The following is a 13,057-nucleotide window of genomic DNA, read 5'->3' as shown; positions in this document are numbered from 1 at the left end:
AAGGGCCTTTACTTAATTAAAGGCTGACTCCATTGCTTTTCACCCGAAAGCTCTGAATTAAGTGGTAGAAATTGGCAGGTCTTCTGACTTACTTCACTTTGGATGACCTTCCCATGCGCCTAAGGCACACAGTGGTGCTGATTTTCCAAAGCTATGATGAAGCTTACAGCTGCGGGTACAGTTCCGGAATTTCACCGGATTCCCTTTTAAATCCCTTTTATGTAAAGGGATACCAAAAACTGGTGCAAAGATAAAGGAAAATATTTAATTCCTCATCAATTTTGTTCTTAGTTAGACTAAGCTTTTAAAGTTATAACAATGGGTGGAAGTAAGGAATTCAAATGGAAATAAGTTGAGGTTTAGGGGGAAGAAAAAGGTGTGGAATTTTTATTTCCACACCTTTTTGCAGGAATAAATTTTTAAGATTCAAGTATATTTTCGATTTTAACCAATTCCTCTTCGGTGAATTGAATATTGTTTAAACAAGCAATGGAATCTTCCAATTGACTGGTTTTACTGGCACCGATTAATACTGAGGTCACCCTTTCATCCTTTAATAACCAAGCTAATGCCATTTGGGCAAGGCTTTGCTCCCTTTCCTTGGCCAGCTCATTAAGTGATTTGATTTTGGAAAGGTTGTCCTCGGTAATTTGGTCTGTTTTTAGGAAACCGTGTGATTTGGCAGCCCTGGAGTCTTCTGGAATTCCATGAAGATATTTATTGGTCAACATGCCTTGAGCAAGGGGGGAAAAAGGAATGCAGCCCACTTTTTCTTTGCCCAAGAGGTCCATTAAGCCATTTTCCACCCAACGTACAAACATGGAGTATTTGGGCTGGTGGATTAAGCAGGGAGTTCCCAGGTCCTTAAGGATTTTAAAAGCTTTTGCTGCTTCCTCTTTCTTATAATTGGAGAGGCCCACATAAAGGGCTTTTCCTTGTTGGACGATTTGGTGCAATGCCCCCATGGTTTCTTCTAAAGGAGTTTCAGGGTCTGGACGGTGATGATAAAAAATATCAACATAGTCCAGTCCCAGTCTATTAAGGCTTTGGTCCAGGCTTGAAATCAGGTATTTTTTGGAGCCCCAATCCCCATATGGGCCTTCCCACATATAATAACCTGCCTTGGAGGAAATAACCATTTGGTCCCGAAGGCCATGGAAGTCTGTTTTCAATATTTTTCCGAAATTTTCTTCAGCGGAACCGGGAGGTGGCCCATAATTATTGGCCAAATCAAAATGCGTAATTCCAGCATCAAATGCCGTACGCAAAAGTTTTCTGGAATTTTCAATACTGTCCACATCCCCGAAATTGTGCCAAAGGCCTAAGGAGAGGGCAGATAGTTTCAGGCCGCTATTTCCACAGCGCCGGTAAATCATATTTTGGTAACGTTTTGGGTTAGGTTGATAGGTTTGCATATTATCAATTATCTATTAATACAAAACCATGAATATAGGTATTTAATTAGGTTATTCATTCCAAGTGAGAATAAAAGGCGGCTGAAATGTAATTTCTTAAATGGATTTGGGTAGGAGGGCAATGAAAAAATTCTTTCAGGTTTTTCCCTTGATCAGAAGAAATTATTCAACAAAAAAATATCTAAGGAGTTGATGATGAATTATGAAATCCTGAAAATATATTTTAAAGAACAAAAAAAATAGGATAAAATAATTATTAGTACTTGACATCAATGATTTTTTTTCAGAACTTATCTTTCCGTTTTCGCTAAAAAACTTTTGATTAACGTAAGGCGGGTAAATCATCTGTTGAACTTTAAATTAAGGTAATGATGATCAATGAGAAGCTACTATCCCCCCACGATTTGCCGTTTTTTTGGCAAGAGATTAATTACGACCGACTTTATGATATTTTTCAATTTATACCGGTTATGGAAAAAGAATTTGACCGGGTAGAAAGGATAATTGGAAAAGAATTGACCTTGGAAGCGGCCTATTTTTATTATGATTTTTATGACTTGGCTCATGAACTTAAACATGAGATAAAAGCATTGGATTTAAAATTGTCAATGGATCATAATGCTTGCCTGGAAAAATTAAGGTATGGACAAGACCTGTATCAAGAAATGGATCGCTTAAGTTTATGCAAATTACTTTTAGCAGCCGTGGTCATTGACCAGTATAATCATGGATTTTTTGAAAGAAAAATGAAGGACAAAACCATCGTTAGGTTGTTAAAAGCACTCCAACTTTCTTTTCGTTGATTTTTTTATCAAACTTGGTGAAAAGGTTCAGGAATTTTTCCTGAACCTTTTTTTATTAAATCAGGGCTAAACCAAGGGAACGGCGTTTTTTAATAAATAACATGTAAAATAAACCAAAAAAATTGCTTTTTATAAACTCAGTTACTACATTGTCCTTTCTATCGAACTACCAAGTTTTGAGTGATGTCTGGGCTCCCTCACCGGGGGAATATGAAAAGCAAAATCAGTTTTAAGATTTATAGAAGTTAAATATTTTTCCTTTCAGATTTTTTACAAAGGATATCAAAAAGTCACCAAAATAAAAAACTCATATTATCAACCTAAAAAGTTTTGTTATGTGGATACGATCTATACACGGAGCTATTTCGGTGGTCCATGCGACTCAAAGTCCCGACCACCTATTTATCAAGGCTAAAAATAAAGCCGAACTTTCCCGCTTATTCGATGAACATAGGATCATGGTCGATGAGGGAGATCAACTTAAATATGGTATTTCTATTTGCAAACAGGAATTTGCAGATACTTTGATTAAGATGATCAAGGAAATAGATTATTATGATTTCAATCTTGAAATTCTAAAATTAAATTCTCACCTAAATAGTTCTATGGCATAATTTTACGCTTTAAAAACATGTATTATTTATTTCCCTGTCAATAAATAATGCCAGGGAATGGTTTTAGCTATACTGGATTTAAATTCCATTATAATAGAAACAATACTATATTTTTTCCCGTCAAATATTTCAATTCATCCCTAAAATTGAATGAAATGATTTTTAAATGGAATTTTTTCCCCTGGATGGTAATTTCATTTTTATTGATTTTGATAGGGGTGAATGCCTGTCAGGGGCAGTTACTGGGAGAGGAAGGGAGTCAGGTACCTTCTCATAAAATTTGGGATGAGCTGTTGAACAAATATGTCCACAAAAATGGGATTGTGGATTATGAAAATTTTCAACAGGACTCAATCTTGCTTGGGGACTACTTAAACCTGGTCAGTCAAAATCCACCTGACCGAAACCAATGGTCCAGGGAAGAGCAATTGGCTTATTGGATCAATGCTTATAATGCCTTTACCGTTAAATTGATTTTGGATCATTACCCTATTGAAAGTATTAAAGATTTACATCCCTTTCCTTACATACCAGGAATAAATTCGGTTTGGCACTTGGAATTTTTTGAAATCGGAGGTAAACCTGCCAGTTTAGACCAAATAGAACATAAAATCCTGAGAAAGGAGTTTGAAGAGCCCAGGATCCATTTTGCTATTAATTGTGCCTCTTATTCTTGTCCACCATTAAGGCCAGAAGCATACCAGGCTGGTAAATTGGATATGCAATTGGAACATCAAGGCCTTTTATTCATCAATAACCCTAAGTGGAATATTATTGATAGGGAAGATGTAAAGCTTTCAAGTATATTCAAATGGTTTAAAGAGGACTTTACTAAAAACAAAAGTCTAAAAGAATTTGTAAACCAGTATTCCGAAAACAAAATTAAGAAAAGCCAAAATATTTCTTTTTTGGATTATGATTGGAGCTTAAATGATCATTAAAGGCTGTTTCCTGATTTTTTTAAACCTTATTTTTCCATGATATTAATTCTATTTCCATGAATTGCTTAAATTCCTAGTTTAATTCAATAAACTAATCTCCTAATTCCGCAAAACTAAAATGGAGAAGGAAAACAAAAATATTGTAATTATCGGAAATGGGATTTCAGGGATTACCTGTGCAAGGAATATTCGTAAAATGGATACAAAGGCCAGGATTCAGGTTATTTCCGGAGAAACCCCTTATTTTTTCAGTCGTACGGCATTGATGTACATTTTTATGGGGCATATGAAATTTGAAAATACCAAACCCTATGAAGATTGGTTTTGGGATAAAAACCGGATAGAATTGATTCATGACTGGGTACAATCCGTGGACTTTCAGCTAAAGAAATTACAGTTGAAAAACAGCCCTAAATTGGAATATGATGTACTCGTACTAGCCACTGGCTCAGTTCCCAAAACATTTGGATGGCCTGGGCAAGACTTGGATGGAGTTCAAGGTTTGTATTCCAAGCAAGATTTGGATATAATGGAAGAAAATGCCCAAAGGACTAAGGAAGCAGTGATAGTAGGAGGTGGGCTGATAGGGATAGAAATGGCGGAAATGTTGAATAGCCGATCTATTTCAGTAACCATTTTGGTCAGGGAAAAGGGTTTTTGGGGAAATATGTTGTCCCTGGAAGAATCCCAATTAATAGAACGGCAAATCAGGAATCATCATATAAAAATAAAAACAGCCACCCAGTTAAAGGCAATTAATCCGGATGAAAAAGGAAGGGTAACTTCTGTGGAAACCGATAAGGGAGAAAAAATCCCATGTCAGTTTGTTGGATTGGCAACTGGTGTCAGGCCTAATGTAGACTGGTTGAAAGGCAGTGGCCTGGAATTAAACCAGGGTATATTAGTAGATGAATTTTTCCAGACTAACAAGGATGGCGTATATGCAATTGGAGATTGTGTAGAATTCAATGATTCTCCAGGAAAAGATGGAAGGCGTTTGGAGCAGGTTTGGTACACAGGGAGGATACATGGGGAAATTTTAGCTTATAACCTTACCCATTCTCCCAAATCATATCAACCAGGACCATGGTTTAATTCTGCAAAATTTTTAGATATGGAGTTCCAAAATTATGGGTGGATTCCAAACAAGGCTGTTGAGGGGATGAAATCCTTTTATTGGGAACACCCAAATGGAAGGATGGCTTTCAAGGCCGTTTTTGATCAGAACGATTTTCTAAAGGGAATCAATGCTTTTGGCCTTAGGTTGAGTCATAATTATTTTGATAAGGCTTTAAAGGAAAACTGGACCATAGACCAAACCATGGCAGGGATATTTAAAGCAGACTTTACTCCGGAGTTTACTGGAAATATTCTAAAGGACATTTTAGATGCTTATAATCTTCAATTCCAAAAATCCATCATGCCCCAAAAGAAAAAAAGAATCTGGGAAAGGCTGTGGAAGTAATGAAATAAAATAAGGTTAAAACCAGGTAGGCTATGCGTTGGATTCAAAAAATAGGGCTTGTTCTTTTTATCATTGGATTGATCCACTTTTCTGTCATTCCGTTTCTAGGGGAATTCCAATTGACTCCTGAAAAACTTGAAGAGGTGGTTCAACCGGGACACTTGGAAGTTTTAGGAGAGGAATTGGCTACTATGGTAGGTGACACCTACAGGTCACCCTTGGGATTTGTTGCCGACTATAAAAGAAATTTCAATGCTTTCAATGAGGGATTGAAGGAAAGGCAATTATGGGATAAGGTCATTTGGAATGATTATGCTTTTCCCCTAACTAAAGCAGCGGCCAAGGGATATGTTGTTAAAAATAAAATGATGCTCTTGTGGAGTTCTATTGGTTTGGCGGTTTTTGGGGCATTGATTTATATTTTTCCTTTGCATTGGAATGAGCCAAAGGGGATCAAACATAATGGAATCTTTCGGTCTTCAATGAAGTCACGGGGTGTATTGGGGATAATTACCGGAGCATATTTAATTTTATTGTATATTATTTTGTACTGGTTTCCCGAATATCTTGTCAACTTGACCATCTTAATGGATCCCTTAAGTTATTTCCTGTCAGGAAACCCAGCCAGTCAATGGTTTTTTTATGGAGTACTTTACACCTTGGCCATTTTGGTAATGGGGATCCGGATGTTTCGAAAATACCGTGGAAATAAATACCAAACCATACGGACTACTTCTGTAATGTTTTTCCAGTTGTCCTTTGCTTTCCTGATTCCAGAAATACTTGTCCTGTTCAATAAGCCTTGGCACGATTTTAAAAATATTTGGCCTTTGGATTATAGTTTTTTTTATGAATATCGTTTGGAGGGCATGTTAAATAGTGGAACTGTTGGCATGATTATGTTGATTTGGGGAATCATTTTAATTGTTTTGGGAGTCCCATTATTAACCTATTTTTATGGTAAAAGGTGGTATTGCAGCTGGGTATGTGGTTGTGGGGGATTGGCTGAAACTCTGGGGGATCCTTATCGTCAGCTTTCTGATAAATCTTTAAAAGCCTGGCAAATTGAAAGGTATATGGTTCATGGGGTGCTGGTATTTGCAGTAGTGATGACATTGGTTACTTTGTCCAATTATTTCACTTCCTTTGGCCTTCTTGGTAACGCAACCAATATGCTTCATCAGTGGTATGGATTTTTGATAGGTTCTGCATTTGCGGGAGTGGTAGGGACGGGCTTCTATCCTTTTATGGGAAGCAGGGTTTGGTGTAGATTTGGTTGTCCTTTGGCGGCCTATCTGGGCTTGGTCCAAAGGTTTAAATCCAGATTTAGAATTACCACCAATGGAGGGCAATGTATTTCCTGCGGCAACTGCTCCACTTATTGTGAAATGGGCATTGATGTCCGCTGGTATGCCCAAAGGGGGCAAAATATCGTAAGATCTTCCTGTGTGGGCTGTGGGGTTTGTGCAGATGTTTGCCCAAGGGGAGTTTTAAAATTGGAAAATGGTCCAGAAAAAGGGAGAATAAATGAACAGCCGATTTTAATCGGAAATGATTCTGTTAGTCTGAAAAAATAATGAGTTGGATTTTATATAGCTTTATTGGGCTTTACCTGTTGGGAATGTTGTTTATATTCGTTTACGGACTAGCACAGGCCCACTTGTTGTATCATTTTTTCAAGAATGGAAACCCTCAGAAAAAAGGACAAGTTCCTGCCCATTGGCCACGGGTTACCATTCAGCTTCCCATTTTTAATGAAAAATATGTTGCTGAAAGGCTTATTGATGCCATATCCCAAATCCATTATCCCAAAGAAAAGTTACAAATTCAAATTCTGGATGACAGTACAGATGAAACCAGTAAAATTTTAAAGGAAAGGTTAAAGCTATATCCGAATTTTAATTTTCAATATATCCACCGAAAGGAAAGAAAGGGTTTTAAAGCTGGAGCTTTAAAGGAGGGCCTTCAGCATGCAAAAGGAGAATTTATTGCCATTTTTGACTCTGATTTTATACCTGACCCTCATTTTTTATACCAATCCATTCCACATTTCAGCCAAATAGAAGTGGGGATGGTACAATCCAGATGGAGCCATCTGAATGAGAATTACAGTTTGCTTACCCGCTTGCAGGCATTTGCCTTGGATGCACATTTTATGATAGAGCAGGTAGGAAGAAATAAGCAAAATGCCTTTATCAACTTTAACGGAACTGCTGGTGTTTGGAGAAAATCCTGCATTCTGGATGCTGGAGATTGGGAATCAGATACCCTGACGGAGGATTTGGATTTAAGTTACCGTGCTCAAAAAGCAGGTTGGAAATTTATTTATTTGAAAGATGTGGAATCCCCTGCCGAATTGCCTCCTGTCATGAGTGCATTGAAATCCCAGCAATTTAGGTGGACAAAGGGAGGGGCCGAATGTGCAGTAAAACACCTTAAATCTGTTCTGAAAGGAAACTTTCCATTAAAGGTGAAATTGCATGCCCTTGCCCATTTGCTCAATAGTACGGTGTTTATTGCTGTTTTAATGGTTTCTCTTAGTAGTATTCCTTTATGGTATGCTGTAATAGCAGGCTTATTTCCTTCTATTTTGTTTAAATGGGCAGGCCTTTTTTTATTAGGATTTGGATTGATCAGCTTGGTTTATTTGGTTGCCAGGTTGCAAGCCCATAAAAGTAAATGGAAAGCAATGCGGGATTTTATTTGGGAATGGCCGTTTTTTTTGGCGGTATCCATGGGGATGGCTCTCCATAATTCATTGGCGGTTTTAGAGGGGCTTTTTGGAAAGAAATCGCCCTTTATCCGTACGCCCAAATTTAATTTAGAAAAATTTAAAAATGGCAAGAACCAATACTTAAATTGGCAAAAACCTTGGACTACCTATGGAGAGGGAGGATTGGCTATTTTATTTTTGTCCATGGTCATTTTAGGATTTTACCTCCAAAACCTAATAATGGTACCTTTCCATTTTCTTCTGTTTTTGGGTTATGGCATGGTCTTTTGGCAAAGCTTTAAATCTGCCTAAACCCTGAAAATCCCCTTTATTTTTTTAATTTCCAGTCAATATTAATTTTAACTATAAACATGCCCAATAATCCACCCATCATAGATGTTATCATTCCAGCCAATAATGAGGAGCAATCCATAGGCCATGTCGTCAGGGAAATTCCCGGGATTGTTAGATCCATTGTTGTAGTCAATAATAACTCAACTGATACTACAGCAGAGGTCGCACGTCAGGCAGGGGCAGAGGTTGTGGATGAACCGATAAAAGGATATGGCAGGGCTTGTTTAAGAGGGATAGCTTACCTTTTAAATAAAGAAACCCCTCCGGGGATTTTAGTTTTTTTAGATGGGGATTACAGTGATTACCCTGGGGAACTGGAAAAAGTTGTGGCCCCCATCATTCATCAAAACGTAGATTTAGTTATCGGGTCCAGGGAATTGGGTATAAAGGAACCCGGGGCAATGACATTTCCGCAGGTTTTTGGGAATTGGCTGTCTACTCGATTGATGTTTGTTTTTTATGGTGTGAAATATTCTGATTTAGGGCCATTTAGGGCTATAAAATGGGAAAAACTCCAGATATTAAATATGGTGGACCAAAACTTTGGTTGGACCATCGAAATGCAGATCAAAGCAGCAAAACATGGTTTGCAGTATCGGGAAATCCCGGTAAATTACAAAAAAAGGATAGGTACGTCCAAAGTTAGTGGAACGGTCAAAGGAACCTTTATGGCTGGTTATAAAATAATCCTGACGATATTTAAATACCTATAAGGATGAAAAAAGAAGTGAATTTCTTGGTGATTTTGGCTAGTCTGTGGAGCCTTATGAGCTGCAACCAATTTAAAAAAAGGGAAATGGATTTTGACCGTTTCGGAGAATATTGGTTTCAGGGCAAAGCAGAAATTAATGCTTTTGACTTGGTACAATATCGATATGGTGAACCCCGAAAAGGGGAAGCGGTTCTTGTCTTTGTTACTGAGCCTTTTTCGAAGAGTAAGCAGGTAAAATTGGACCATCCAGAAAATGCAATAGTGGATGAACAAACGGTAATGAAAATGAATCTTACCAAGGACTTTGTTACTGGCATTTATCCCTACCATATGATGATGTCAACCTTTACCCCGGTTTTTGAAAAGCACCCTTCAGTCAAGGTAAATGCATCCTCTCAGGAATGGTGTGGACATACTTTTTCCCAATTGAATTGGAAAGATGGAGAATATCAGTCCAGATTGTTTTCTTATTTCGAATCTGAAGGCGATTATCAAAGGAGGCTTGAAGGTATGCCTGAAAGTGAAATCTGGAATCTGATAAGGATTAACCCTGAAGATATTCCTGAAGGAGAGATTTTGGTGATTCCTGATTTGTTAAATTTAAGGATGACTCATAAGGAGATGCAAGGCTATAAAGCAACTTGTCATTTAAGCCCGTTAGACAATGGAATTTCAGTTTTAAGGTTAGAATATAATAATTACAACCGGAAACTGGAAATTGGTTTTGACAGCAAATTCCCCTTTGAGATTTATTGGTGGGAGGAAATAAAGGAAAAGGAAAACGGAAAGGATGAAATTACGAGGGCAGAAAGAAAAGGACAGCTAATTACCCCTTATTGGAAACAGAACGGTAGCAAGTATCTTCACCTTAGGGATTCCTTAAACTTAAAATAAATGAAGGGGAACACTGCAAAAATAGGGGTTTTGATTTTCTTGTTCTTATTGACTTTGGGGTTGTTGAGTTATGGAATTCCCCGGGAAAATTTTATTATTTATTTTGCAGTATATGCAATATTATTTTCTGTTTACCTGGCTGTAGTTAGCCGTTTTTTGCATAAGAGGTTTTCATTTTTCCAATTAATCTTCACAGCAGTTGTAGCCAGGTTAGTGGCTTTTTGGGGAATACCTGGTCTTTCGGATGATTTTTACCGCTTTTTTTGGGATGGCCATATGCTATTGGAGGGAATAAACCCTTACGCTTATTCTCCCCAGGAGTTTTTGACTATTTCATCGAGCAGTTATTGGGAAAACTTATACCCTTTCCTAAATTCCCCTGAAAATTTTAGCGTATATCCCCCCATCAACCAAGCCATTTTTGCAATTGCAGCTTGGTTTGGTGGACAACCTTTTATTGGCCAACTGATTATTATAAGGTTGATATTATTAATATTTGAATGCTGGTCAATTTTTTTGATGGTTAGATTATTTGAAGTCAGGGGAATGGCCCAAAATGCCGCATGGTGGTATGCACTTAATCCGCTGGTCATCATAGAGGTGATTGGGAATTTGCATTTTGAAGGAATGATGTTACCCTTTATTTTGCTGGCTGTTCTTTCTTTGGTTCAAGGGAAATCTTTGAAAGGAGGATTGGCCTTGGGTTGTGCGGTAGGAGTCAAATTGACGCCATTGATTCTTATTCCATTAATTATCAGATATTTGGGAAAGAAAAAAATTCTGCTCTGGGGGATTGGATTGGTGACCACATTATTAATTTCATTTTCCCCTTTATTGTGGGGGGCGAGTTGGTTAAACTTCTGGGAAAGCCTAAGTTTATATTATGGCAAATTTGAGTTTAACGCTTCCATTTATTACCTGTTGAGAGAGGTTGGTTATTGGATTAAAGGATACAATACCATAGTTATTTTGAGTAAAGTATTGGCCTTAATAACCTTTTTATTGATTTTGTTTTTTAGTTGGACCAGAAATAATAATAGAAAAGAGGGCATGATTCAGAAATTGCCTTTAATTTATTTTGTCTTCCTTTTATTCAGCATGGTGGTTCACCCTTGGTATTTGATACCACTATTGGGTTTAGGGATTGTTGCAGGAATGTATTTTCCGGTGGCCTGGTCATTTTTGGTTTTTTTGTCATATCATGCCTATCAAAGACAGGTATATCAAGAATCTACAATAATCATAATTTTGGAATATGCACTATTGTTTTATGCTATATATTTGGATAAAAACAAAATATTTCACCGCAAAACCCTTAATTTTAAGTAAAAAGGGGGATCGGGGGGTGAAAATGGTGAATTGCTTTCAAGCTTTATTGTGGGCATTGGTTTTTCTTATGGTCGCCAATGGTTGTAATAAACCAGAAAAGGCCCAATCCATCGTAGATCAAAGTATTGCAGCCCATGGTTGGGAGGGGAAAAATAAGTTTTCACTACAATTTAAGTTTAGGGAGATATATTATACCATGAATAGGGATGGGGGGCGATTTGAATATATCCGGGAATTTAAAAATCCGGATGGCCAAAGGGTCCGGGACATTCTCAATAATCAGGGATTTCAAAGATATATAGATGGTATTGAGGTTGAGGTGACCGAGGAGATGGCCCAAGCTTACAGTAATTCCATTAATTCAGTTTTTTATTTTATGTTGTTGCCCTATGGCCTGAATGATCCAGCAGTAAATAAAAAGTGGTTAAAGACCACGAAAATTGAAGGAGAAAAGTACGACCTTATTCATGTTACCTTTGATAAAGAAGGTGGTGGGGTGGATTATGAGGATGAATATTTCTATTGGTTTGATAAAAAGACAAAAATGATGGATTACCTGGCTTATTTATACCATTCAGATGGTGGAGGACTTCGGTTTAGAAAAGCAATTAACCGAAGAAAAATCCAGGGAATTACCATTCAGGATTATATTAATTATGAAGCCGACCCTAATGTAGTCAAATTAAAGGATTTGGGACGTTTATATAACCAAGGAAAATTAAAAGGACTGTCGAGGGTGATCAATGAAAATGTCCAAATAACAGTTGATTGAATATGAAAACTACTTTAGCGTTTGATGTGCATGGAACTTTGGTGGATGCCACTAAAGTGCTAGAGCCATTGTCTGAATTTTTAGGTGAAGCTGCGCCACAAGTTTTTGATACCTGGAAATACAAACAAAGAGAATATGCTTTTCGGAGGAGGTTGATGGAAAGATATGTTAATTTTTCAGTCTGTACCCAACAAGCCTTGGATTATGCCTGCATGCATCACCAAGTAAACTTAACTGATGAAGAGAAAAATCAAGTTATGGAATTCAGCAAATCCCTTCCTGCCTTCCCAGAAGTGAGGGAGGCATTGTTGGCCTTAAGAAATATGGGCTTCCGAATGTTTGCCCTTTCCAATGGGCCTCTTCATGAGGTGAAAGATTTACTAAAACAAGCTGATTTGGCTTCAATTTTTAAAGAAATATTTAGTGTGGAAAAAACCAAAACTTTTAAACCGGATCCAGCCGTTTATGAATATTTCCTCAGGCACAGTCATACCGGACACAAATATACCTGGTTTATCTCCGGGAATTCCTTTGATGTAATTGGAGCCAAAAATGTAAACCTTAAAGCCATTTGGATACAGCGCTCACAAAAAACAGTAATGGATCCCTGGGGGGTAGAACCGGATAAAACCGTAAAAAATCTACAAGAGGTGGTGGAGTTTTTTAAAGAAAATAGAATGAAATAAAAAGCCATTTTTGGTTTCACTGGTTGCCTTCATACCCTAAAAAAATAAGAAGTCCGTAAAAATGGATTGGCCAGAAAGAGGATGCCCCTATAATATGTGATGATCACCAAATTGGCCTATGGTTCCAAAAAATTAAAAGAATTGGAACAAATCCAGCCTTCCGATAGGCCGCAGTAAAATTTGGTGTTATTTAATTTCCCCAATTAAGCCCGGTAAAAGATATTTACTGGGCTTTTTGATTTTTAAAGAGGCAAAATCATCATATCACCTAAAAATATCATTTTTAATAAAAAAAAATGGATTTTAAATACAATATTATGTATATTGAATCTCATGCATGGAGGAAAAGGTGAATTCCC

12 protein-coding genes and 1 riboswitch are annotated in these 13,057 nt (G+C 37.4%); of the genes, 11 read left to right on the top strand and 1 reads right to left on the bottom strand.

Translation table 11 applies throughout. The features are described 5' to 3' along the window. Positions 1–56: 56 nt before the first annotated feature. Positions 57–252, bottom strand: a riboswitch (cobalamin riboswitch). 167 nt (positions 253–419) lie between these two features. Further along, the gene (mgrA, locus tag QWY93_RS17060) at positions 420–1,415 is read right to left on the bottom strand and encodes an L-glyceraldehyde 3-phosphate reductase (RefSeq protein WP_290249622.1); all 996 of its coding nucleotides are present in this window, start codon (positions 1,413–1,415) and stop codon (positions 420–422) included. A gap of 470 nt (positions 1,416–1,885) precedes the next feature. Here mgrA and QWY93_RS17055 point away from each other — a divergent pair, with 470 nt between their 5' ends. The 11 genes from QWY93_RS17055 to QWY93_RS17005 all read left to right on the top strand — a co-directional run bounded on the left by QWY93_RS17055 (position 1,886) and on the right by QWY93_RS17005 (position 12,698). After that, positions 1,886–2,218 (top strand): hypothetical protein, encoded by a 333-nt coding sequence (locus QWY93_RS17055; RefSeq protein WP_290249621.1) that lies wholly within the window; start codon positions 1,886–1,888, stop codon positions 2,216–2,218. A 335-nt stretch (positions 2,219–2,553) separates the two neighbouring features. Continuing rightward, the gene (locus QWY93_RS17050) at positions 2,554–2,832 is read left to right on the top strand and encodes a hypothetical protein (RefSeq protein WP_290249620.1); all 279 of its coding nucleotides are present in this window, start codon (positions 2,554–2,556) and stop codon (positions 2,830–2,832) included. A 185-nt stretch (positions 2,833–3,017) separates the two neighbouring features. Continuing rightward, a complete protein-coding gene (locus tag QWY93_RS17045) occupies positions 3,018–3,773 on the top strand; it encodes a DUF547 domain-containing protein (RefSeq protein WP_290249619.1) in 756 nt (251 codons plus the stop codon). 118 nt (positions 3,774–3,891) lie between these two features. After that, positions 3,892–5,238 carry an NAD(P)/FAD-dependent oxidoreductase gene (locus tag QWY93_RS17040; protein WP_290249618.1) on the top strand — a complete coding sequence of 449 codons (1,347 nt, stop codon included), beginning with the start codon at positions 3,892–3,894 and terminating at the stop codon, positions 5,236–5,238. 32 nt (positions 5,239–5,270) lie between these two features. Beyond that, positions 5,271–6,815 (top strand): 4Fe-4S binding protein, encoded by a 1,545-nt coding sequence (locus QWY93_RS17035; protein WP_290249617.1) that lies wholly within the window; start codon positions 5,271–5,273, stop codon positions 6,813–6,815. Continuing rightward, the gene (locus tag QWY93_RS17030; RefSeq protein ID WP_290249616.1) at positions 6,815–8,263 is read left to right on the top strand and encodes a cellulose synthase family protein; all 1,449 of its coding nucleotides are present in this window, start codon (positions 6,815–6,817) and stop codon (positions 8,261–8,263) included. The genes QWY93_RS17035 and QWY93_RS17030 overlap by 1 nt, the downstream gene beginning before the upstream one ends. A 59-nt stretch (positions 8,264–8,322) precedes the next feature. Next, positions 8,323–9,018: a glycosyltransferase family 2 protein gene (locus tag QWY93_RS17025; RefSeq protein ID WP_290249615.1), complete on the top strand. Its 696-nt coding sequence runs from the start codon at positions 8,323–8,325 to the stop codon at positions 9,016–9,018. A 2-nt stretch (positions 9,019–9,020) separates the two neighbouring features. Continuing rightward, positions 9,021–9,911 (top strand): hypothetical protein, encoded by an 891-nt coding sequence (locus QWY93_RS17020; RefSeq protein WP_290249614.1) that lies wholly within the window; start codon positions 9,021–9,023, stop codon positions 9,909–9,911. Further along, positions 9,912–11,240 carry a polyprenol phosphomannose-dependent alpha 1,6 mannosyltransferase MptB gene (gene mptB, locus QWY93_RS17015; protein ID WP_290249613.1) on the top strand — a complete coding sequence of 443 codons (1,329 nt, stop codon included), beginning with the start codon at positions 9,912–9,914 and terminating at the stop codon, positions 11,238–11,240. 22 nt (positions 11,241–11,262) lie between these two features. Beyond that, complete coding sequence (locus QWY93_RS17010) at positions 11,263–12,012, top strand: DUF6503 family protein (protein ID WP_353959670.1); 750 nt, start codon at positions 11,263–11,265, stop codon at positions 12,010–12,012. A gap of 2 nt (positions 12,013–12,014) precedes the next feature. Next, complete coding sequence (locus QWY93_RS17005; protein WP_290249611.1) at positions 12,015–12,698, top strand: haloacid dehalogenase type II; 684 nt, start codon at positions 12,015–12,017, stop codon at positions 12,696–12,698. Positions 12,699–13,057: the final 359 nt, after the last annotated feature.

The sequence above is a fragment of the Echinicola jeungdonensis genome, from assembly GCF_030409905.1.
GTDB lineage: Bacteria > Bacteroidota > Bacteroidia > Cytophagales > Cyclobacteriaceae > Echinicola > Echinicola jeungdonensis.
Note: the sequence above shows the minus strand (reverse complement) of the source record. Positions and strands in the feature narration are given on the sequence as shown.

Coding starts and splice junctions, on each gene's coding strand:
- mgrA (WP_290249622.1), bottom strand. CDS start 1,415: ATGCAAACCTATCAACCTAACCCAAAACGTTACCAAAATATGATTTAC.
- QWY93_RS17055 (WP_290249621.1), top strand. CDS start 1,886: ATGGAAAAAGAATTTGACCGGGTAGAAAGGATAATTGGAAAAGAATTG.
- QWY93_RS17050 (WP_290249620.1), top strand. CDS start 2,554: ATGTGGATACGATCTATACACGGAGCTATTTCGGTGGTCCATGCGACT.
- QWY93_RS17045 (WP_290249619.1), top strand. CDS start 3,018: ATGGTAATTTCATTTTTATTGATTTTGATAGGGGTGAATGCCTGTCAG.
- QWY93_RS17040 (WP_290249618.1), top strand. CDS start 3,892: ATGGAGAAGGAAAACAAAAATATTGTAATTATCGGAAATGGGATTTCA.
- QWY93_RS17035 (WP_290249617.1), top strand. CDS start 5,271: ATGCGTTGGATTCAAAAAATAGGGCTTGTTCTTTTTATCATTGGATTG.
- QWY93_RS17030 (WP_290249616.1), top strand. CDS start 6,815: ATGAGTTGGATTTTATATAGCTTTATTGGGCTTTACCTGTTGGGAATG.
- QWY93_RS17025 (WP_290249615.1), top strand. CDS start 8,323: ATGCCCAATAATCCACCCATCATAGATGTTATCATTCCAGCCAATAAT.
- QWY93_RS17020 (WP_290249614.1), top strand. CDS start 9,021: ATGAAAAAAGAAGTGAATTTCTTGGTGATTTTGGCTAGTCTGTGGAGC.
- mptB (WP_290249613.1), top strand. CDS start 9,912: ATGAAGGGGAACACTGCAAAAATAGGGGTTTTGATTTTCTTGTTCTTA.
- QWY93_RS17010 (WP_353959670.1), top strand. CDS start 11,263: ATGGTGAATTGCTTTCAAGCTTTATTGTGGGCATTGGTTTTTCTTATG.
- QWY93_RS17005 (WP_290249611.1), top strand. CDS start 12,015: ATGAAAACTACTTTAGCGTTTGATGTGCATGGAACTTTGGTGGATGCC.